This is a genomic window from Spongiactinospora sp. TRM90649 (assembly GCF_029382225.1).
Taxonomy (GTDB): Bacteria; Actinomycetota; Actinomycetes; order Streptosporangiales; family Streptosporangiaceae; genus Spongiactinospora.
In genome coordinates this window covers 268,477-289,442 of record NZ_JARLTC010000006.1, presented here as the reverse complement: position 1 = coordinate 289,442, position 20,966 = coordinate 268,477, and the positions used below count along the sequence as shown (strand labels likewise).

General features: G+C 72.4%; 16 protein-coding genes. 10 read left to right on the top strand and 6 right to left on the bottom strand.

Annotation, left to right across the window (positions count from 1 at the left end; genetic code table 11):
* Nucleotides 1–16: 16 nt before the first annotated feature.
* From P3X83_RS08635 to P3X83_RS08625, 3 genes are all read left to right on the top strand, one after another.
* Nucleotides 17–1,480 (top strand): PucR family transcriptional regulator, encoded by a 1,464-nt coding sequence (locus tag P3X83_RS08635; protein ID WP_277304357.1) that lies wholly within the window; start codon nt 17–19, stop codon nt 1,478–1,480.
* A 161-nt stretch (nt 1,481–1,641) separates the two neighbouring features.
* The gene (locus P3X83_RS08630; protein ID WP_277304356.1) at nt 1,642–3,114 is read left to right on the top strand and encodes an APC family permease; all 1,473 of its coding nucleotides are present in this window, start codon (nt 1,642–1,644) and stop codon (nt 3,112–3,114) included.
* Nucleotides 3,107–5,614: a CehA/McbA family metallohydrolase gene (locus P3X83_RS08625; protein ID WP_277304355.1), complete on the top strand. Its 2,508-nt coding sequence runs from the start codon at nt 3,107–3,109 to the stop codon at nt 5,612–5,614. The genes P3X83_RS08630 and P3X83_RS08625 overlap by 8 nt, the downstream gene beginning before the upstream one ends.
* Here P3X83_RS08625 and P3X83_RS08620 read toward each other — a convergent pair.
* Both P3X83_RS08620 and hutU read right to left on the bottom strand, forming a co-directional pair.
* A complete protein-coding gene (locus P3X83_RS08620; protein ID WP_277304353.1) occupies nt 5,611–6,555 on the bottom strand; it encodes a MurR/RpiR family transcriptional regulator in 945 nt (314 codons plus the stop codon). The two genes, P3X83_RS08625 and P3X83_RS08620, sit on opposite strands and share 4 nt — an antisense overlap.
* Before the next feature lie 100 nt (nt 6,556–6,655).
* Nucleotides 6,656–8,317 (bottom strand): urocanate hydratase, encoded by a 1,662-nt coding sequence (gene hutU, locus P3X83_RS08615; RefSeq protein WP_277304352.1) that lies wholly within the window; start codon nt 8,315–8,317, stop codon nt 6,656–6,658.
* A 402-nt stretch (nt 8,318–8,719) separates the two neighbouring features.
* Between hutU and P3X83_RS08610 the strand changes: the two genes are divergently transcribed.
* From P3X83_RS08610 to P3X83_RS08585, 6 genes are all read left to right on the top strand, one after another.
* On the top strand, nt 8,720–10,537 hold the full coding sequence (locus tag P3X83_RS08610) for an ABC transporter ATP-binding protein (RefSeq protein ID WP_277304351.1): 1,818 nt from the start codon (nt 8,720–8,722) through the stop codon (nt 10,535–10,537).
* Nucleotides 10,538–10,671: 134 nt separating this feature from the next.
* Nucleotides 10,672–12,060: a DUF4331 domain-containing protein gene (locus P3X83_RS08605; RefSeq protein ID WP_277304350.1), complete on the top strand. Its 1,389-nt coding sequence runs from the start codon at nt 10,672–10,674 to the stop codon at nt 12,058–12,060.
* Nucleotides 12,061–12,229: 169 nt separating this feature from the next.
* Entirely contained in the window at nt 12,230–13,558 is a 1,329-nt protein-coding gene (locus P3X83_RS08600; protein ID WP_277304349.1) for a hypothetical protein, read from the top strand.
* Nucleotides 13,555–14,904, top strand: coding sequence for a sulfite exporter TauE/SafE family protein (locus P3X83_RS08595; RefSeq protein ID WP_277304348.1), 1,350 nt, complete (start codon nt 13,555–13,557; stop codon nt 14,902–14,904). Before P3X83_RS08600 ends, P3X83_RS08595 begins: the two co-directional genes overlap by 4 nt.
* A gap of 150 nt (nt 14,905–15,054) precedes the next feature.
* Nucleotides 15,055–15,465 (top strand): lipoyl domain-containing protein, encoded by a 411-nt coding sequence (locus P3X83_RS08590; protein WP_277304347.1) that lies wholly within the window; start codon nt 15,055–15,057, stop codon nt 15,463–15,465.
* Between the two features lie 186 nt (nt 15,466–15,651).
* The gene (locus tag P3X83_RS08585) at nt 15,652–16,608 is read left to right on the top strand and encodes a cyclase family protein (protein WP_277304346.1); all 957 of its coding nucleotides are present in this window, start codon (nt 15,652–15,654) and stop codon (nt 16,606–16,608) included.
* Between the two features lie 251 nt (nt 16,609–16,859).
* On the opposite strand, the gene P3X83_RS08580 is transcribed toward P3X83_RS08585, so the two are convergent.
* Nucleotides 16,860–17,591, bottom strand: coding sequence for a hypothetical protein (locus P3X83_RS08580; RefSeq protein ID WP_277304345.1), 732 nt, complete (start codon nt 17,589–17,591; stop codon nt 16,860–16,862).
* A 569-nt stretch (nt 17,592–18,160) separates the two neighbouring features.
* On the opposite strand from P3X83_RS08580, the gene P3X83_RS08575 reads away from it, so the two are divergent.
* The gene (locus P3X83_RS08575; RefSeq protein WP_346742692.1) at nt 18,161–18,313 is read left to right on the top strand and encodes a hypothetical protein; all 153 of its coding nucleotides are present in this window, start codon (nt 18,161–18,163) and stop codon (nt 18,311–18,313) included.
* Here the strand turns inward: P3X83_RS08575 and P3X83_RS08570 are convergent.
* Genes P3X83_RS08570 through P3X83_RS08560 form a run of 3 tightly spaced genes read right to left on the bottom strand, consistent with a single transcriptional unit; the run spans nt 18,292 to nt 20,930 of the window.
* Nucleotides 18,292–19,089, bottom strand: coding sequence for a sugar phosphate isomerase/epimerase family protein (locus P3X83_RS08570; RefSeq protein ID WP_277304344.1), 798 nt, complete (start codon nt 19,087–19,089; stop codon nt 18,292–18,294). The two genes, P3X83_RS08575 and P3X83_RS08570, sit on opposite strands and share 22 nt — an antisense overlap.
* Entirely contained in the window at nt 19,086–20,096 is a 1,011-nt protein-coding gene (locus P3X83_RS08565; protein WP_277304343.1) for a LacI family DNA-binding transcriptional regulator, read from the bottom strand. The genes P3X83_RS08570 and P3X83_RS08565 overlap by 4 nt, the downstream gene beginning before the upstream one ends.
* A gap of 51 nt (nt 20,097–20,147) precedes the next feature.
* Complete coding sequence (locus P3X83_RS08560) at nt 20,148–20,930, bottom strand: hypothetical protein (protein WP_277304341.1); 783 nt, start codon at nt 20,928–20,930, stop codon at nt 20,148–20,150.
* Between the last annotated feature and the right edge of the window lie 36 nt (nt 20,931–20,966).

The window sequence follows — 20,966 nt, the reverse complement described above, 5'->3', positions numbered from 1 at the left end:
CCTGTAGTGTGAGGACATGGTGCCGCTCAGCGTCTTCGTCACCCGGCTCGGGCTGAGGGTGCTCGCGGGCGCGGACCTGCTGAGCACCAAGGTCCGCTGGGTGCACGTCAGCGAGCTGGCCGACCCCACGCGTTACCTGCAGGGCGACGAACTGCTCCTGCTCGCCGGCACCGACCTGCGGCCCGAGCGCAGCGCCGAGTACGTCGACCGGGTCAAGGCCGCCGGGGTCGCCGCGCTGGGCTTCGGCGTCACCCCGATCTTCGACCGGGTGCCCGCACCGCTCGTCGCGGCCTGCCGGGAGCGCGTGCTGCCGCTGCTCGAAGTGCCCCCTTCGGTGAGCTTCGAGGCGTGCGCCGAACTGCTGTACGGCGAGCTGCTGACCTCCCAGACCTCGGAGATCACCCGGCTCACCGCCGCCCACCGCGCCCTGATCAGGGCGGTCACCGGCCCGTCCCCGATCACCAGGACGCTGGAACTGCTCGCCGCGCACACCGGGGGCTGGGCGCTGCTGACCGACCGGGTGCGCCGTCGCGACTGGTCGGGGGGCGATCCCCGGCTCGACGGCGACGTGCGCGCCGCCCTCGACCGGGCCTGCGCCAGCACACGCCCGACCAGCGCCATGATGAGCTCGGCCGACCAGCGGGTCATGGTGCAGTCGGTCGCGGGGCCGCTGCCCAGCGGCTACGCGCTGGCGGTGGGCGCGCCCGTGGTCGCCGGGGTGACCGACCGCGCCCTCACCACGATGGCCGCCTCGCTGCTCGGCCTGCTCATCCCGGGCCCCGTGGACCAGTGGCCCGCCCACCAGGTGGGCAGGGCGGCGCTGTCGCTCGCGCTCGACCCGGGTTCTTCGCGCTGGATCCGCCGGGCCGCCGAGGTGTTCGGCCTCGACGACCCCGGCGTCCACTGGCGGGTCCTCTGCGCCCGCTCGGGCGGCGACGCCCGGCTCGGCGACCTCGCCACCCTGCTCGGCTCCCCGTTCGTGGACCGCGACGGCGAGGTGTGCACCGCGCTGCTGCCCGGCAACGCGCCGCTCGACCGGATCACCGGCGACCTCAGCCGGGCGGGCTGGCTCGCCGGGATCAGCACGCCGCATCCCGCCGAGCGGCTGGGCGCGGCGTACGAGGAGGCCCTGCGGTCGCTGCGGGCCGCCGGGTTCGAGGGCAGATCCGTGGTGAGCGGCGCCGAGATGGACGGCCTGGCCGGTGTCATGGACATGGAACGCCTGCGCGCCTACGCCGACGACCGCTTCGCCCCGCTCCGCGAGAGCCGTCCGCACGACGCGGCCGACCTGCTGGCGACCCTGCGGGTCTGGCTGCGGCACAACGGCCACTGGGACCGCACGGCGGACGACCTTGGCGTCCACCGCAACACCGTCCGCCACCGGATCGGGCAGGTCGAGGGCGCGCTGGGCTGCCGGCTCGCCGACGCCGACACGCGCATGGAGCTCTACCTGGCGTTACGCGCCATCGAAGAGCTGTAGCGGGGGCTGTGCGGAACGTACAGGACGGTTGGACGGAACAGACCTCGTCTGCCCGCCGGGCCCGACGTAGGCTCCGGCGTTATCGGCCAGGCGGCCCCGCTCCCCGGCCATCTCTTCATCCCGTGCGCCGGTGTCCTGCCCCGGAGTAAGGAGCGAAAACCATGACGGACCAAGCCACCTCGCGGGCCGTCCGGCCCGACAGTCTGGCCGGCAACGCCATGGGCACGAAGGACCTGGTCTTCACCGTGCTGGCGGCGCTCGCCCCGCTGACCCTCATCGTCGCCGTCGCCCCGCTGCACTTCCTCAAGGGCGGCGCGGCCGTGCCCGGCGGGTACCTGGTGGCCGGTGTGATCATGGGACTCTTCGCGGTCGGCTTCATGACCATGAGCCGCTACGTCCGCAACGCCGGGGCGTTCTACGCGACGATCTCCCGGGGGCTGGGCAAGCCCGTGGGCTCCGGGGCGGCGCTGCTCGCCGTGGTCGCCTACAACGCCCTGCAGATCAGCACGTACGGCGCGCTCGGCGTCTACGCCACGACCACGTTCGCCAGGTACTTCAACGTCGACGTGCCGTGGTACATGTTCGCGCTGGTCGGCCTGGCCTTCGTCGGCTGGCTCGGCTACCGGGGCATCCACACCAGCGCCCGGATCCTGGGCGTACTGCTGGTCCTGGAGATCGCCGTCCTGGTGGTCATGGTGGTGGCCGTGCTGATCAGCGGCGGCTCCGGCGACTGGTCGGCCACCTCCTTCTCCCCCGTCACGGTCTTCGACCCGGGCAACGCCGCCATGTTCGCCCTGGTCGCCGGGGCCTTCATGGGATTCGAGGCCACCGCGATCTTCAGTGAGGAGGCGCGCGGCGGCATCCGCACGGTCCGCCGGGCCACCTACATCGCGGTCGGGTTCATCGCGGTCTTCTACGCGTTCGTCACCTGGGTCATCGTCGTCGCCTACGGCTCGGGCTCCATCGCCGGAGCGGCCGAGAAGGACCCGGTGAACCTGGTCGTCGAGGTGTTCAACAGGTACGTCCCGGCGCCGATCGTCGAGGTCATGAACATCCTGCTGTTGACCAGCGCGTTCGCCGCGCTGCTGGCCCTGCACAACGCCGCGAACCGGTACTTCTTCGCGCTCGGCCGCGAGGGGATGCTGCCGCGCGTGCTCGGCCGTACCCACGCGCGGACCAAGGCCCCGTGGGCGGCGGGCCTGCTGCAGACCGTCATCGCCGCCGTCGCGGTGAGCGCCTTCGCGATCTTCGGGCTGGACCCGTACCTGGGCCTGCTGCTGTGGGGCAGCGCCCTGGGATTCCTCGGCATCATCGCGCTGTGGGCGCTGTGCAGCCTCGCGGTCATCCGGTTCCTGCGCCGCCAGGCGCCCGAGGCCGGGCTGTTCCGCACCACGATCGCCCCCGGCCTGAGCTTCATCGGGCTGGCCGTGGTGCTCGTGCTGGTGCTGGCCAACCTGTCGCTGCTGACCGGTGCCGGGATCGGCACCCACGCGGTGCTCATCGGCATCGCGCTGTTCGCCGTCGCGGGCGGGGTCGCGCGGGCGCTCTACCTGCGCTCGCGTGCGCCGCGTCTCTACGACGGGCTGGCGCAGACCTCGGTGGACGACCGCGAGCCGGTGGCCGATCGTGCCTGACGGCCCGGCCGAGGAGCGCGGCTACCGGCCGCTCGACCTGACCGGGCTGTTCAACGCGCCGCGCACGCTCCTCGACGACGGGGACCGGTATCCGCTCGGCCCGCGCACGCTGTACGGCATCCCGTTCCTGTTCGGCGACGAGCGCGCCGGGACGGCGCTGCTGCGCGTGGCGGGCGAGCCGGTGACCGTCCCCGTCGGCCGGGCCGTGGAATGGCTGCTCTTCGCGCACGCCCTGGAGAGCCCCGACCTGTTCGACGGCCGGCCGGTGGGCGGCGCGTGCGCCCGGTACACGCTGGTCTACGAGGACGGCCACGAGGAGCCGATCCCGGTACGCCGCCGGTTCGAGATCGGGCCGACGCCCCGTCTGTGGAGCGACCGGCCGATCCCGCTGGACTGGGGGCAGACCCCGTTCCTGGCCGTGCCGGACGCCGAGCACCGGCTGATGCCCCGCGTTCACGGCCGCTACGACGCGGCCGGGGCGCGGTTCGTGGACATCGACGACCCGCAGGCCAGGTCGCCTTACGTGCTGCCCTACCGGTTCTACCTGTGGCCGTGCCGCAACCCGCGTCCCGGGGTGCCGGTCCGCGCGGTGGAGATCCGTTCGCTGGGGCCGGCCGTCCTGGTCGGGGCGGTGACCGCGAGCGCGCTCGCCGAGGACCCGTTCGGGCGCACCGTGTGGCGCGACGTGCTGCTCGACCTGCACGGCGAACCGGTCTCAGAGGACCTGTCGGTGAGCGTGGACCGGGGTTCGGCGACGTACGTCTACCAGCGCCTGACCGGCGGCGACGACGGCGGGACACCGGCCTGGGGGTCGCCGCCCGCGCCGGGGCCGCACGCCTACGTGCGCGTGGCGGCCACGCCGTCGGCGCGGCTGACGCTCACCAGGGGCGGCACCGAGCTGGCCGCCTGCGGCTGGGGAGACCTGGTGTCGGCCGGGGAGATCTCCGGCGAGGGCGTCACCTGGCGGCTGCCCGACGCGGGGCGTGCCTGGGTGCGGACGGTGGTCCGCGACTCGGCCACCGGCGAGCCGGTGCCGTGCCGGATCCACTTCAGGTCGGCGGACGGCGTGCCGTACCCGCCCCACGGCCACCACGGGCACATCAACTCCGATGGCAACACCTGGAACCTGGACATCGGCGGCGACGTGCGGCTCGGCGCCACCACCTACTCCTACATCGACGGCACCTGCGAGGGCTGGCTGCCGCTGGGCGAGGTCACCGTCGAGGTGGCGCGCGGATTCGAGTACCGCCCGCTGCGCACGACCATCACGGTACGGCCCGGCTCGCCCGCCGAACTGGAGCTGACCCTCACCCGCGTCGCCGACCTTCCCTCGGACGGCTGGTACGCCGGAGACACCCACGTCCACTTCGTCTCCACCCTCGGCGCCGAGCTGGAGGCGCGCGGCGAGGACGTGAGCGTCACCAACCTGCTGCTCAGCCAGTGGGGGCACCTGTTCACCAACACCGAGGAGTTCACCGGCCGCCCGCACACCTCGGCCGACGGCCACACCCACGTGTTCGCCGGTCAGGAGAACCGCAGCGGCATGCTCGGGCACGTCAACCTGCTCGGGCTGCGCCGTCCGGTCATGCCCTGGTGCACCGGCGGCGCGGAGGAGGCGGAACTGGGCGGCGGGCTGGAGACCACGCTGTCGCACTGGGCGGACGAATGCCACGAACAGGGCGGCACGGTGGTCCTCGCGCACTTCCCGGTGCCCAACGGGGAAGCCGCCGCGCTGCTGGCGACCGACCGCCTGGACGCCGTCGAGATGATCGCCTACGACCCGTACAACATCGGCGAGTACTACCGCTACCTGAACGCCGGGTACCGCGTGACGCTCGTCGGCGGCACCGACAAGATGAGCAGCGAGGTGCCGATCGGGCTGATCAGGACCTACGCCCACGTGCCGCCGCCCGGCGAGCTCGACTACTGGAGCTGGTGCGCCGCCGTGCGCGACGGCGCCACGTTCGTGACCAGCGGGCCGCTGCTGAGCCTGCGCGTGGACGGCCACGAGCCCCGCGCGGTGGGGTCCGGAGCGGTGCGCGTCGAGGCCCGCGCGGAGTCGATCTTCCCGGTGGACCGGATCGAGATCGTGCGCGACGGGCGGGTGGTCGCCGAGCACGCGCCGGGCCGTCCCGGGCACGCCCTGGAGATCTCCGCCGACCTGACCGTCACCGGGGACTCGTGGATCGCCGCCCGCTGCTACGGCCCCGGCGCGGACGTCGCCCGGCACCACGACGTGTGGGCCCGGCCGATCATGGCCCACACGTCCCCGGTGTACCTGCGCACCGGCGAGGAGTACGGGCGTTTCGACGCGGACACCGTCGAGCACATGCTCAGCCTGGTCGAGGGGTCCATGGCGTACATCGACGAACGCAGCAGGCGGATGTGGCCCGGCCAGGTCTGCCACCGGCACGGCCGCGACGACCACCTGGCCTTCCTGCGCGCGCCGTTCCTGGAGGCGCGCGACCTGCTGCTGCGCCGCACCGCCGAGCGGCGCTAGCCCTCATGGAACGCCCCGGTCTCCTCGGCCATCCGGTCGAACTCCTCCAGTCTGGCCCGCGTGCGCAGCGGCGCGGCGTCGGCCATCGCCTCCACCAGCGCCATGCCCAGGGCCATCGCCGCCTCCTGTGAGCCGGTGACAGGCCGGTGGACGACCGGCACGTCGAGCACGATCTCGGCCGGGAACGGGACGGCCGGCCGGTCGGTGATCACGGCGACCCGCAGCCCCAGCCGGTCGGCGTAGGTCAGCGCGCGCACCGCCTCCGCCGGGTAGCGCGGCAGCATGACGGCCAGCAGCCACTCCGCGCCCGCCCGGCGCGCGGAGTGCAGCCCGTCGGCCAGTTCCGTGCCTCCGGTGAGCACCCGCACGTCGGGGTGCACCCGCCGGGCGTAGTAACCCAATGTGACCGCCAGCCCCGCCGAGGAGCGCAGGCCGAGCACCGGCAGCGGCTCCGCCGCCGCCAGCGCCCCGCCGAGGTCGGCGATCCGCGCGGCCAGCCCGCGCTGCCCGCCGTCGCCGTTCCGCTCGCCGTGCCCGTCTCCGTGCCCGTCTCCGTGCCCGTCTCCGTGCCCCTCGCTGTGTCCGTCTTCTGGGGTGCGCAGCCGCTGGTGCAGCGTGACCAGGCCGCGCAGCCCCGCCTCGACCGGCTCGCAGTGCCCGGCGGCGCCGGGCGGTGGAGGAGCGGGTTCGGCCGGCTCCTCACCGCCCATCGCCAGCGGGCGCAGCGCCCTGCGCAGCTCCGGATAGCCCGCGAAGCCCAGGACCATTGCGAACCTGGTCACGGACGGCTGGCTGACCCCAGCCCGCTCGGCCAGCTCCACACTGGACAGGAAGATGACCTCGGTCAGGTGACCGGACAGATAGTGCGCGATGCGCCGCTGCACGGGCGACATCTTCCTGCCGTTGAAGAGCGTGGCCAGCGGACCTTTCTCACCTGCCACGCCGCCCCCTGCCGGGCGGCATGGCATCGAAACAGTTCAGTCCCTCGCCCACGTATCAACGAACACCCTGACACCAAGAGTCATTCCTGCATGTGGTGAATCATTCGGATTCGCGCATGGGAATGCGGACGTCGCGCTCGGCCGCCACCTCGACGGCGGTGTCGTAACCGGCGTCCACGTGGCGGATCACCCCCATGCCCGGGTCGTTGGTCAGCACGCGGGTCAGCTTCTCCCGGCCCAGCGCCGTGCCGTCGGCCACGGTCACCTGACCCGCGTGGATCGACCGGCCGATGCCGACCCCGCCGCCGTGGTGGATGGACACCCAGGCGGCGCCCGACGCCACGTTGACCATCGCGTTCAGCAGCGGCCAGTCGGCGATCGCGTCCGAGCCGTCGGCCATCCCCTCGGTCTCCCGGTACGGCGAGGCCACCGATCCGCAGTCGAGGTGGTCGCGCCCGATCACGACCGGGGCGGCCAGCTCGCCCGAGGCGACCATGTCGTTGAACCGCTCGCCCGCGAGGTGGCGCTCGCCGTAGCCGAGCCAGCAGATGCGCGCGGGCAGGCCCTGGAACTTGACCTTCTCCCCCGCCAGGCGGATCCACCTGGCCAGCGGCTCGTTGTCCGGGAACAGGTCGAGCACGGCCCGGTCGGTCGCGGCGATGTCGGCCGGGTCGCCGGACAGCGCGGCCCACCGGAACGGGCCCTTGCCCTCGCAGAACAGCGGCCGGATGTAGGCGGGCACGAACCCGGGGAAGTCGAAGGCACGGGCGTATCCGGCGGTCAGCGCCTCACCCCTGATCGAGTTGCCGTAGTCGAAGACCTCGGCCCCGGCGTCCTGGAAGCCGACCATGGCCTCCACATGGCGGGCCATCGACTCGCGCGCCCTGGCCGTGAATCCGGCCGGGTCCTTGTCACGGGCGTCGGCCATGTCGGCGAACTCGACGCCGATCGGGAGGTACATCAGCGGGTCGTGCGCGCTGGTCTGGTCGGTGACCACGTCGATCTCCGCGCCCGCCGCGAGCAGCTCGGGCACCGCCTCGGCCGCGTTGGCCTCGACGCCGATCGACAGCGGACGGCGGGCGTCGCGCGCCTCACGCGCCATCCGCATCGCCTCGGCCAGGGAGGAGGCCCGCACGTCCAGGTATCCGTGCTCGATGCGGCGCTCGATGGAACGGGGGTCGCAGTCGATGCAGACCGCGACGCCGCCGTTCATGGTCACGGCCAGCGGCTGCGCCCCGCCCATGCCGCCCAGCCCGGCGGTGAGCGTGATCGTGCCCGCCAGCGAGCCGCCGAACCGCTTGGCGGCGACGGCCGCGAAGGTCTCGTAGGTGCCCTGGAGGATGCCCTGGGTGCCGATGTAGATCCAGGACCCGGCGGTCATCTGCCCGTACATGGTGAGCCCGGCCGCCTCCAGCCGCCGGAACTCGTCCCAGTTGGCCCAGTCGGGGACCAGGTTGGAGTTGGCGATGAGCACCCGGGGGGCCCACTCGTGGGTCCGCATCACGCCGACCGGCCGTCCGGACTGGACCAGCAGGGTCTCGTCGTCGCCGAGGGTGGTGAGGGTCCGCATGATCGCCTGGAAGGAGGCGTGGTCGCGCGCGGCCTTTCCGGAGCCCCCGTAGACGACGAGCCGCTCGGGATGCTCGGCCACCTCGGGGTCGAGATTGTTCTGGATCATGCGAAGGGCCGCTTCCTGCGGCCATCCCTTCGCGCTCAACGTGGTACCGCGCGGCGCGCGCACGGCCTTGCCGCCAGTCGCCATGATGCGTCCTCTCCTCAAGGAGCCGAGGGCTCCGTAAGCGGATCCTACGGGTGCACCTCCACCAACCCATCCCTATGGGAGCCGTATCCCCGCAATACCTCCCATAAGGGACATTAGGCCCGGCACCAGCGACATTGCGGGTTCTACCGGGGGGGCATCCCCGGTCGGGTTCTCCGGCGGGGATGCCCCTCGTGGCCGCAGGCCCGGGCGCACGCCCCGGGAGTTCGGCCCCCGATACGCGAAGGAGAGGCTTCGCAACCACCGCCGTTCCCGGTTTGCCGTACGGCCAATCACCGCGGGTGTCCGCCCCGCCTCATACTTTGGGCTGACTCGCCCCCGACTTTGTAACGAACTTCCCGCCCGGCAGGAACGCCCGCGCGGAGCGGCCCCGTTGACCGTTTTGTGAACTCCCCCAACGGCTCGCCGGCCGCCCCCGCGGCCTCGCTCTCCCCGGGGTCCGCGCCCGCGCCCGCCAAGGGCTCGTGGCGACTCCTGCTCACCCACATCCGCCCGCGCAAGTGGACGCTCGTCGGCGGCGGCCTGCTCGGCTTCGTCGGCGGCATGTCCGGACTGGCCGAACCCCTGGTGGCCAAGTCCGTGATCGACGCCTTCGGCTCCGGCGCGTCCCTGGTCGCCCCGATCGTCACGCTGACCGTGCTGGTGCTGTTCGGCGCCGCGGTGTCGGCCGCCGCCGCCTACATCCTCGAACGCACGGCGGAGAGCATCGTGCTCGACGCCCGGCTGCGGCTCGTGGGCCGGATGCTGCGGCTGCGGGTCCCCGATGTGGACCGGCTCAAGCCCGGCGACCTGATCTCCCGCGTCACCGCCGACACCACGCTGCTGCGGGCGGTGTGCACCAGCGGCGTCACCAACGGCATCACCGCGCTGTTCATGCTGGCCGGATGCCTGGCACTGATGGCGGTGATGGACGCGGTGCTGCTCGGGGTCACCCTCGGCGTCCTCGTCGTGGTCGGGGCCACGGCGCTGTTCGTGTTTCCCCGCATCGGCAGGGCCACCACCCAGGCGCAGGAGGCCCTCGGCGAGATGGGCGCGGTACTCGACCGCGCCCTGCAGGCGTTCCGCACGGTCAAGGCGGCGGGCGCGGAGGCGCGCGAGACGGAGGCCGTGCGCGGCGCGGCGAACCGCGCCTGGCGCAAGGGCGTCACCGCCGCCGGCTGGAGCGCCATCGCGGGCACCTCGACCTGGCTCGGAGTGCAGCTCTCGTTCCTGGCCGTGCTCGGCGTCGGCGGCGTGCGGGTGGCCTCGGGGACACTGGAGGTCTCCTCGCTGATCGCCTTCCTGCTCTACCTCTTCTACCTGACCGGCCCGATCGCGATGCTGGTCGAGGGCGCCACCCAGCTCCAGACCGGCCTCGCCGCCGTGACCCGGATGCGCGAGGTCGAGGAACTCGACGTCGAACCGCTCGACGACCCCGCGCCCAGGACGGGCTCCGCGCCCGCCGCGCTCGCCCTCGCCGACGTGCGCTTCGGCTACGACGCCGACCGCTCCCCCGCCCTGGACGGCGTGTCCTTCGAGATCGCCGCAGGGCACATGACCGCGCTCGTCGGGCCGTCAGGAGCGGGCAAGTCCACCATCTTCGCGTTGCTCGAACGCTTCTACGAGCCCACCTCGGGCACGATCACCCTCGACGGCGCCGACCTGCGCGACATCCCGCTGAGCGAGCTGCGCGCCATGATCGGCTACGTCGAGCAGGACACCCCGGTACTGGCCGGGTCGCTCCGGGAGAACCTCGTGTTCGGCGCCCCCGGCGTCACCGACGAGGAGCTTGACGAGGTGGTCGCACGCACCCAGCTCGCCGACCTGGTGGCCCGCCTGCCCGAGGGCCTGGCGACCCAGGTGGGGCACCGCGGCCTGATGCTCTCCGGGGGCGAGCGGCAGCGGGTGGCGATCGCCAGGGCGCTGCTGCGCCGTCCGCGCGTGCTGCTGCTGGACGAGGCGACCTCCCAGCTCGACGCGGTCAACGAGTTGCGGCTGCGCGACGTGATCGAGGAGGTCTCTGGCAGCACCACGGTGCTGGTGATCGCGCACCGGCTGTCCACGGTCACCCGGGCCGAGCGGATCGTGGTCCTGGAGGCGGGACGGGTGCGCGCCTCCGGCACCCACGCCGAGCTGGTGCACGGCGACGAGCTGTACCGCGAGCTGGCCACGACGCAGTTCGTGGTCGGTGAGGAGGCGATGGCGGCGGAGGGCGCCGAGTAAACGATTGATTTCGGTTCGATCCGAAGCGACGGTGGCTGCGAATAGGTGGGCGAGGACCCGGCCGGACCTCTCGCAATCACCTGTGGTCACCGCGATCTGGCGACCGCACGCTTGGTCGAAAGGACCGAACCGACATGGAACTCCGGATCAACCGGCGCGCCCTGATCGGGCTGGGTCTGGTGGGGGCGCTGGCCGCCTCCTCCATCACCCTGCTCCGCGCCGAAACCGGCACGGCCTCCTCGCACCGCGAGGCACCGATGATCGCGGGGGACCCCCGCAACGACAACACCGACGTCTACGCCTTCGTCAGCCCGGACAAGGCGGACACGGTGACCCTGGTGGCCAACTGGATCCCGTTCCAGGACCCCCAGGGCGGCCCGAACTTCTACACGTGGGACACGAACTCCCGCTACAACATCAAAATCGACAATGACGGCGACGCCAAGCCGGACATCACCTACCAGTGGACGTTCCGCGACAACGACAGGCGTGGCAACACCACGTTCCTGTACAACAACGGCCCCGTCACCTCGCTCGACGACCCGAACCTGCTCTACAAGCAGCGCTACACGCTGAAGAGGATCACCGAGTCGGGCACCAAGACGCTCCTCTCGGACGCCATAGCCGCCCCCAGCAACGTCGGCCCCGCCTCGATGCCGAACTACGGGACGCTGCGCTCGCAGGCCGTCAAGGGCCTCCCCGACGGCGGGAAGGCCTACGCCGGCCAGGCCGACGACCCGTTCTTCCTCGACCTGCGCATCTTCGACCTGGTCTACGGAGGCGACCTGTCCGAGGTCGGGCAGGACACCCTCAAGGGCTACAGCACCAGCGCGCTCGTCCTCCAGGTGCCCGCCGAGGACCTCGCGCTGAAGGGTGACGCCAAGCGCAACCCGGTCGTCGGCGTGTGGTCCACCACCGACAAGAAGGGCTCGCACGGCTACACCCAGGTCTCCCGGCTGGGCAACCCGCTGGTCAACGAGGTCGTCGCGGCGGCCGGGATGAAGGACGCCTTCAACGCCCTGCCGCCGGCCAAGGACGCCGACGTGCCGGCCCTGGTCAAGAGGGTCACCAACCCCGAGGTGCCCGCGCTGATCGAGTCCATCTACGGGATCAAGGCGCCGAAGACCCCGCGCAACGACCTGGTCGAGATCTTCCTGACCGGCATCGCCAAGGCCAACGGCCCGATCAAGGCCGACCTCAACTCGCAGCTCCTGAACAAGGACGTGAACCCCGACAAGTTCCGCCCGTCGGAGATGCTGCGGCTGAACATGTCGATCCCGCCCACCAAGGACCCGAATCGGCTCGGCGTGATCGGCGGCGACCTCGCCGGATTCCCGAACGGCCGCCGCCTGGCGGACGACGTGGTGGACATCGAGCTGCAGGCGCTGGAGGGCGCGGCACAGACGGGCAAGATCGTCCAGCCGCTGGCCGCCGGGGACAAGGTGGACAAGAACGACGTGCCGTTCGGCACGACCTTCCCCTACCTCCCGCTCCCCAGCAACAAGGCCGTCAACCAGAACTAAGGCGTCATCGCGCTCCGTGGGGCCCGCCGCAGGGCGGGCCCCGCTCCTTTCCATGCCCTTCCCCTACCTCGGACGGGCCGCCTTGCCCCGCTCCCCACGGCTGGATCTTCCCGCTTCAGCCACGTTTCCGCGCCACGACTGAAGTCCAGGATCCCCTCGGGAGATCACGATGAACATCCGCAGCAGAACGCTCCTGCGCAGGGCCGCGCCACCGGCCGCGGCGATCGCGGTGGCCGGGGCGCTGACCGCGTTCGCCACGCTCGTCCCCTTCTCTTCACCGACCTCGTCTCCCGGCGCCTCGCCGCCCACCGCCCCGCCGGCCGGGATCGCCTACGAACGGGCCGCGGGCTCGGCCGCCGACCTGGACCGGACGGTGACCGCGCTGCAGACCCGCCTCACCCGGCTGCCCAAGGACCACCAGGCGTGGGCCACGCTCGGCACGGCCTACGTGGAACAGGCCAGGCTCACCGCCGACCCCGCCTACTACCCGAAGGCCGAACAGGCCCTCGCGACCTCGCTGCGCCTGTCCCCCGGCAACGCCGCCGGGCTGACCGGGCAGGCCGCCCTCGCCGCCGGGCGGCACGAGTTCGCGCAGGCCGTACGGCTGGCCCGGAGCGCCACCAGCGCCAACCCCTACGGCCCAGCCGGGTACGGCGTGCTCGCCGACGCCTACACCCAGCTCGGCCGCCTGGCCGACGCCGACCGGGCGATCGACCGGATGATGCGCCTCCGCCCGGGCGTCGCCTCGTTCAGCCGCGCCTCCTACGCCGCCGAGCTGCGCGGCGACCTCGGCCGGGCGGAGGAACTGCTGCGCTCCGCGCTCGCCGACGCCTTCTACCCGGCCGACGTGGCCTACTGCCGGCACCGGCTGGGCGAGCTGGCGCTGCGCGCGGGCGACCTGCGCACGGCGGACGAGGAGTACGACCGGGCGCTCGCCGCCTATCCCACCTACCTGCCGGCCGTCGTCGGCAAGGCCCGCGCGGCGGCCCTCGCCGGACGGTTGGACACCGCCGCCGAGCTCTACCGCACCGCCGTGGACCGGCTGCCGCTCCCCCAGCACGTGATCGAGTACGCCGAGGTCCGCGTCGCGTCGGGGCAGGACCCGGCGGAGCAGTGGCGGCTGCTGCGGGCGGTGCGCGACCTGTCGAGCGCGGCGGGGGTCCGCGACGACGTGATGTGGGCGGAGTACGAGGCCGACCACGGGGATCCGGCGCTCGCCGTCCGCCACGCGCGGACCGAGTACGCCCGCAACCCGAACCTGGCCGCCGCCGACGCCCTGGCCTGGGCGCTGTTCCGCGCCGGACGCCCGCGCGAGGCGCTGCCGTTCGCCCGCGAGGCCCTGGCCACCGGACGGCGCGACGCGCTGGCCGCGCACCACCGGGCCGAGATCGAGAAGGCGCTCGGCATGGACGCCGAGGCCCGCCGCAGCCGGGCGCTGGTCCGCGAGTTCAACCCGGCGTTCGACCCCGCTCTGCCCGCCCTCGGAAGGCCGTCATGATCGCGCTCATCCTGGCCGCCGCGCTGGCGGCGCACCCGCTCGGCAACTTCACCGTGAACCACTACGACGGGCTGCGGGTGCTGCCCGACCGGGTCGAGAACACCGCCGTCGTGGACGCGGCCGAACTGCCCACCCTGCAGGCCGAACCCGACGTGGCCAAGACCGGAACCACCCGCCACGCCACTGCCCGCTGCGCCGAACTGGCCAGGGACCAGCGGCTGGCCGTCAACGGCGTGACCGTGCCCTGGCGGGTCGAGAAGGCCTCCTTCGCCTACCGGCCGGGACAGGGCGGACTGCGGACCAGCACCCTCACCTGCGCGCTGAGCGCCCGCGCCGACCTGTCGGGGAAGGCGTCCGTGGAGTTCACCGACGCCCACCAGCTCGGCCGGGCCGGATGGCGTGAGATCACCGCCGTCTCGGACGGCGTGCGCCTGACCGCCTCCTCGGTGCCCGCGACGAGCGTCAGCCGCGAGTTGCGCGTCTATCCCGAAGATTCGCTGTCCAGCCCGCTCGACCAGCGGTCGGCACGGCTGACCGTCGAACCCGGCGCGGAAAACGCGGGAGGGACGGCGGGCCGGGGGCTGCCGCTCCTGCCGTCCGGCGGGCCGTTCGGCGACCTGCTCGGCGGCATCGACCGCCTCTTCACCTCGCTCACGGGCGCGGACGCCCTGACCGTGCCGCTCGGCCTGCTCGCGATCCTCCTCGCACTGGTCCTGGGCGCGGGCCACGCGCTGATCCCTGGCCACGGCAAGACAATCATGGCCGCCTACCTGGCCGGACGCCGCGGCCGCCGCCGAGACGCCCTGATCGTCGGCGCGACGGTCACCGCCACCCACACGGCCGGCGTGATCGTGGTGGGCCTGCTGCTGAGCGCGTTCTCGGCGCTGGCGGGCGAATCGGTACTCGGCTGGCTGGGCGTCCTGAGCGGCATCCTGATCGTCATCGTCGGAGCCGTCCTCCTCCGCTCCGCCCTCCACAACCGCCGCACCCCCCATCCCCACGGCCATGGGCACGGCCACGGGCACGGGCACGGGCACGGGCACTCCCGCAGCGGCCTAGTCGGCATGGGCGTCGCAGGCGGACTGGTCCCCAGCCCATCAGCCCTGGTCGTACTCCTCGGCGCCATCGCCCTTGGCCGCACCTGGTTCGGCATCGCCCTGGTCGCCGCCTACGGCCTCGGCATGGCCGCCACCCTCACCGTCACCGGCCTCCTCCTGGTCCGCCTCACCAGCCACCTCGACCGCCTCCCCGCCCGTCTCTCCACCCTCACACCCATCGGCACCGCCACCATCGTCGTCCTCCTCGGCGCAGGTCTCACCGTCCGCAGCCTCTCCGGCGCGATATAGCACGACAATGGCATCCCGCTAAAATTCAAACCCGTCCGACGGGAAAATAATCGAGACGAATCAACGGGGCGAACCGGATGTACTCTGAATAAGGAGGTCACCGCATCGGGAAAACCACGCGTCGCCGTCCCATGTATTGGATGGATCGCCATGCTCGAAATCACGCGGGGGCGCGTCCCCCGAATCATCGGTGAGTCCTGTCTCGCCGCGACACTGTCCCTTTCCGCAGGGTTCGCACCCGCCATCGCCGCAGCGACACCCTCTTCGACGGCCATGCAGTCGCCTACGCCCACGCCCACCGCCGGGCAGGAAGTAACCGACATCGTGCTGCCCAAGCTGGGCGAATCCGATACCGAAGGCACCGTCGTCCGCTGGCTCAAGAAGCCCGGCGACGCCGTAGACGCCGACGAACCGGTGGTCGAGGTCGAATCCACCAAGGTCAACATAGAGGTCGTCGCCCCCGCCTCAGGCGTCCTCCGGGAGATCGTCGTCCAGGAAGGCGAAACGGCCGCGATAGGCGACACCCTCGGAATCATCGGCCCCAAAGCCGAATCCAGCTAATGGCCGAAAAGGCGAATTGAAGCCACTTCGCAGGGGCGCGCCGCGCCGTCCACATGTACTTTGACCGCGACGACGACCGAGCCCCTGCGATCGACATGGGCCCCGGCGAGGTCACATCGGAGAAGCGAGCGGGATACCCTGCCTGCGGTGCCTCGGGACCACGTGACCGGAGGAGTCGATGCTGGGATGACGACAGGGCGGCCGATGCCCACGCAGGACGACGTGCTCGGATACTTCGGCGCGTTGTCGAACTGGGGACGGTGGGGCGACGACGACGAGCTCGGCACGCTGAACCACATCACCGACGACGTCCGCCTGGCGGCGGCGCGGGCCGTGCGCCACGGCAGGAGCGTGTCGTGCGCGTGGGAGGTCGCCGTACCTGAGGAGATGGAACGGTCGACGACGGCGTGCCCGTGCGCCGCCGACATGCCCGGTGCCGAGAACATGCCCGCGCCCGGATTCCGCAACGACCGGCGCTGGGGCTTTTCGACCGAGCGGCTCGGCGTCACGTTCCACGGCAACACCCTCACCCACATCGACTCGCCGTGCCACATCTTCTGGGACGGCATGATGTACAACGGCCGATCGCACTCGCTGGTCGACGCCGAGACGGGATCGGCGTGGGCCTCCGTCACGGCGGCCGCTAACGGGATCATCACGCGTGGCGTCCTGCTGGACGTCGCGAGCGTGCGTGACGTGCCGTGGCTGGAACCGGGCCAGGGTGTGTTTCCCGAGGATCTTGAGGAGGCCGAACGCCGTCAGGGCGTTCGGGTCCGCCCCGGCGACGCGGTACTCCTGCGAACCGGCAATGGCCGCGTCCGGCACGAGACCGGTGCGGTCAGCGGTTTCACCCAGGCCGGGTGGCATGCGTCCTGCCTGCCGTGGCTGCACGAACGGAAGGTCGCACTGATCGGCGCCGACACCCCCCAGGACGTCCAGCCGTCGGGGTATGACGACGTACTGATGCCGATCCACGCCGTGAGCCTCGTCGCCATGGGTCTGTGGATGCTCGACAACTGCGACCTGGAGGCGTGCACGACGACGGCCGCCGACCTCGGCCAATGGGACTTCCAACTCGCGGTCGCACCGGTCCGCCTCGCCGGCACATCCGGCAGCCCGGTCAACCCGATCGCCACATTCTGACCAGGACAGAATCGCTCCCTTCACACCGCAGGCGCAAGCGAGGCCCATTCCGCGAACAGCGCAGCACAGTGCGCACGGCCACAGTGGATGGGGGTGCGGCGGCAACGGCCGGATGGGGCGCACCATCCCAGGGGCGGGACGGCGGGGCGGGCCGCTGTCTGGGAGGGGTGGGCGGGGTCGCGGCGGCGTACGGCGGGGGGCGTCCACCGTTTAGGAGGGCGGGATGCGGGGGGAGGGGCGTGGTTTTCGTACTAGTCGTCGATGGTGGGGAGGTCGAAGTTGGGCTCGTCGAGGTCGCCGTCTTCGGTGCGGCGGAGTTTGATGTCTTCGGCCCAGGTGTAGGCGAAGCGGCGGATTTCGTGGGTCTGGTCTTCGGTGATGCCGTGGGCGGTGAAGTCGGGGTCGGCGATCAGGGCGGCGAATTCCAGGCGCATGACCAACTCGTGGAGGGAGAAGGCGTCGTCCCGGGCGCGGGCCAGCCCCTCCAACTCACGAAACGAGAACACGGTGGAGAGGGCGGCGACGTCGATCAGGTCAATGGCGAGGCCGCGGTCGTGGAGGGCTCGCACAGCAGCCGAGGCCGCGTCTTCTACCGAGACGACAGGCAGGTCGTCGCGCCGTGCCGCCGGCCGGAGCGGGGACTCGCCGAGGAGGGTGATCTCGCAGGTCCGGCCGGGGAGGGGTGGGGTGACCACGGGTTCGGTGACGAGCAGGCGGATCGCGCGTGGGCCGGCCTCGCCCGGGGAGACCTCGAATCCGGCCTCCTCCCAGGCGGCGGACATCGCGCGGGCCACTTCCGGCAGCGGTTCGTCGGCGGCGACGGCGAAGCGCAGGTCGGCGCACGGGCGGTCGGTGAGCCCGTGGGCGCGCAGTGCGTAGCACCCGGCCAGGGCGAGTCCTTCGCGGGCGCCCGACGGCAGGACCGCCGAGATCAGCCGCTCGTGGAACTCCGGAAATCGCGTCCCCGCGTCGTCAGCCGTCATCCAGAACCTCCGCTTCTCCGGCGTCCGGTCCCGGCCCATCCGCCTCAATGCCGGGTACTCCCCGCGCACGGTGACAGTATGCCCGCGCGGCGGTTACGGGGTGTTCGGCGTGACCGGCCGGATGGGCCACCGTCGGCATCTGCTGCGCTCGGTGCCGGCGATCAACGAACGGGGCGGCGTACGGCTGGCCGACGGCGACCGCGTCCTGCTCGCCCCGACCCTGACCGGCCGCGACGACGGCGAACTCAAGGAGATCACCACCAGCCACGGCCTCACCAGGTGGACCACCGACCTGGACCGCGCCCTCGCCGACCCCCCGCGCCGAGGTGTACTTCGACGCCCAGGCCACCCCGGCGCGGGCGCCCGCCGTCCTGCGGGCGCTGGCGGCGGGCAAGCACGTCTACGTCAGCGGTGGACGCCGGCCGAGGCCGTCGCCGGTTGCGTACGGCACGGCGTCCCCGCCATCGGCGTCTGGCGCGACCGCCTGGCCGAATGCGGCCTGAGCCGGGCGGACACCTGGTCCGCGACGCGGGGCTGCGGGTCTCCCCGCTCTGCCGGGGCGGGTCGGGGTGATCGACCCGCGCCCGCTGACCGGCGCCGTGACGGCGGCGGGTTACACCGGCGACATCGAGGTGGAGATCTTCAACGCGGAGGTCTGGGCGGCCGACCCCGACGAGGTCGTGGCGGCGGTGCGCGCACGTTACGCCTCGGAGATCGGCTGATCCTTCGCCCACGCGCGGGCGGCGGGGAGGATCTCCTCGACTGGGGCGACCTCGGGGTGCCAGGCCCGTTCCCATTCGAGGGAGATCCAGCCGTCGTAGCCGCCTTCGGCGAGTGCGGCGCGCACCTCGGTCAGGGGCACGTCGCCCTCGCCGAGCGGCACGGGGGTGAGGTCGGGGGCGGCGTCCTTGATCTGCACGTAGCCGAGGTGGCCGTGCAGGGCCGCGTATGTCGCGGCGGGGGTCTCGCCGTGCCGCCAGGTGTGCAGGACGTCCCAGATCGCGCCGGTGGTCTCCGGTTCTCCCGTGGCGTCCAGGATCCGGCGGACGGCGACGCCGGTGGGGTGCGAGTCGTGCGTCTCGATCAGCACCCTGACCCCGGTCTCCCGGGCCAGCGGCGCGACGGCCCGCAGCCGCCGGGCCGCGGGTTCCCAGTCCCGCTCGCCGTCGCCGCCGGGGAAGACGCGCAGGAAGCGCGCCCCCAGGTCGGCCGCGAGGCCGATGTCGGCCCGCAGCGCGGCGAGCACCTCGTCGTCGGGCGCGTCGGCGGCGATCTTCACGTATCCGGCCACGCTCAGCGCGGTCAGCCCGGCCCAGGCCAGCAGGCCGCGTGCCTTGGCCAGCGCGGCGTGCCCCATCCCGGCGCGGACGCCGGTGCCGGGGTGCGCCCGCAGCTCCAGCCCGTCACACCGGGCGTTCTTCGCGACCCTGCACACCTCGTCGAGCCCGAGTCCGGGCATGCCGAGCGTGGAGACGGCGAATGGCCACGGCGACGTCATGGGAGCCTCCTGGTGCTCTCTCGAATGATCACCTCGGCGGTGGCGCGCTCGGCCACGACGGGCGCGGAGCCCAGGGCCAGTTCCACGGCGCGGCGGCCCATCGCGGCGAGCGGCAGCCGTACGGTGGTCAGCGCGGGGGTCAGGTCGCGCAGGGTGGGGATGTCGTCGAAACCGGCCACGGAGATCTCGCCGGGCACGTCGGCCCCGGCGTCGCGCAGGGCGGCGAGGGCGCCCACGGCCATGACGTCATTGACGGCGAAGAGGCAAGTCACACCGGTTCCCGCTGCCCATAAGCGGCCCGCGGACACATAGCCGCCGTCGCGGTCGAACTCACCGGAGACCAGCACCGGCTCCGGCAGGCCGAGCGAGGCCAGCCCCTCGGCGAACCCGGCGACCCGGTCCGCGGCGGTGAGCAGGGCGGAAGGCCCGGTGAGCACGGCGAAGCGGATGTGCCCGAGCCCGGCCAGGGCCACCGCGAGCGCCCGTGAGCCGCCCCGGTTGTCCGGCAGGACGGTGTCCACGCCCAGCAGGTCCTGACCGATCACGACGGCCCTGCCGCCGCTGCCGTGGAAGCGGATCAGCTCGGCGCGCAGCCGCTCGGTCAGGGCGTGGTCGGTCACCCGGCTGCCGGCCAGCACGATCGCGCGGACCCGCTGGGCGCGCAGCGTGGCGACGTAGCCGATCTCGGCCTCCGGGTCGCGGAAGGTGGTGCCGACCATGACGGCGAGGTGCTGCGCGTCGGCGGCGCGGACGACGGCGTTGGCCAGCTCGGCGAAGTAGGGGTCGGACAGGTCGTGCACGACCAGCCCGAGGATGTCGCTGGCGCTGCGGGCGAGTGCCTGGGCGGCGCGGTTGGTGGTGTAGCCGAGTTCGGTGGCGGCCTCCTCCACGCGTTCGCGCAGGATCCTGCCGACCTGGCGGGTGCTGCCGTTGAGCACGCGTGAGGCGGTGGCGAGCGAGACGCCCGCCTGCCTGGCGACGTCTTCGAGTGTGGCGTCTCGCGGCATGCCTTCCCCCGTTCGGGTGGTCGGTTACACCGGCGAGGCCCAGGCCGGCGATCAGTGGCGCTTGATCCGGATCGGCGAGGGCAGGTCATGGCGTCCGGAGACGAACTCCTGAACGGCGATCTTGGCGCGGATCACCGGGCGCCTCCATCGCCGCTCCCTGCGCAGCGCACGAGCCATCTTGCCAGGCTTAGGCCGTCGCGCGCCCGGGGCGAAGAACCAGTGCGCCCAGGGCGAGCCGGGACGGGCCAGCCGGGTCGCGCCGACGACCAGCAGGACCGGGACGAACAGTCCCACCAGGCCGGTCCAGATCTTGCCCTTGAGCAGCGTGACGACGGCCAGCGCCAGGTTGGCCACCAGGATTCCGGGGGCGAAGAACGGCATGTCGGGCAGGCCGTCCGGCATCTCCCAGGCGAGCGGGCGCAGGCCGATGAGCAGCATGCCGGTGACGGCGACGGCGACGAAGACCGCGTCCACGGAGGTGCGTCCCTCTTCGCTCCAGTACACGTCGCGCAGGTGCAGGATCAACGCGAACTCGTCCAGCACCAGCGCCGCGCCGACGCCGAGGATCGCGGCGGTCACCGCGTACCAGCCCTCGGAGATCCGCGACACGACCAGCCCGGAGACGCCGCCGAAGAGCATCAGGACCACGCCGAAGACGACGTGGTGGACGTGCACCTCGCCCATGCTGACGTTGGAGAACCACCAGCGCACCCGGGCCCGGATGAGCCGGACGTTGATGCGGGTGAACACGAACGCCAGGATCAGGGCCGCGAAGAAGCAGAACAGCGGCAGTCTGCCGCTGTCCACGATGCGCGCCGCGAACCAGTCCCCCATGTCTTCTTTCTGATGGTAAGCCGGGATCGTGGTGCC

What these genes read in the sequence shown, in the direction of transcription:
- P3X83_RS08635 (WP_277304357.1), top strand. Translation starts at nt 17, where the DNA reads ATGGTGCCGCTCAGCGTCTTCGTCACCCGGCTCGGGCTGAGGGTGCTC.
- P3X83_RS08630 (WP_277304356.1), top strand. Translation starts at nt 1,642, where the DNA reads ATGACGGACCAAGCCACCTCGCGGGCCGTCCGGCCCGACAGTCTGGCC.
- hutU (WP_277304352.1), bottom strand. Translation starts at nt 8,317, where the DNA reads ATGGCGACTGGCGGCAAGGCCGTGCGCGCGCCGCGCGGTACCACGTTG.
- P3X83_RS08605 (WP_277304350.1), top strand. Translation starts at nt 10,672, where the DNA reads ATGGAACTCCGGATCAACCGGCGCGCCCTGATCGGGCTGGGTCTGGTG.
- P3X83_RS08600 (WP_277304349.1), top strand. Translation starts at nt 12,230, where the DNA reads ATGAACATCCGCAGCAGAACGCTCCTGCGCAGGGCCGCGCCACCGGCC.
- P3X83_RS08595 (WP_277304348.1), top strand. Translation starts at nt 13,555, where the DNA reads ATGATCGCGCTCATCCTGGCCGCCGCGCTGGCGGCGCACCCGCTCGGC.
- P3X83_RS08590 (WP_277304347.1), top strand. Translation starts at nt 15,055, where the DNA reads ATGCTCGAAATCACGCGGGGGCGCGTCCCCCGAATCATCGGTGAGTCC.
- P3X83_RS08585 (WP_277304346.1), top strand. Translation starts at nt 15,652, where the DNA reads ATGACGACAGGGCGGCCGATGCCCACGCAGGACGACGTGCTCGGATAC.
- P3X83_RS08580 (WP_277304345.1), bottom strand. Translation starts at nt 17,591, where the DNA reads ATGACGGCTGACGACGCGGGGACGCGATTTCCGGAGTTCCACGAGCGG.
- P3X83_RS08570 (WP_277304344.1), bottom strand. Translation starts at nt 19,089, where the DNA reads ATGACGTCGCCGTGGCCATTCGCCGTCTCCACGCTCGGCATGCCCGGA.
- P3X83_RS08565 (WP_277304343.1), bottom strand. Translation starts at nt 20,096, where the DNA reads ATGCCGCGAGACGCCACACTCGAAGACGTCGCCAGGCAGGCGGGCGTC.
- P3X83_RS08560 (WP_277304341.1), bottom strand. Translation starts at nt 20,930, where the DNA reads ATGGGGGACTGGTTCGCGGCGCGCATCGTGGACAGCGGCAGACTGCCG.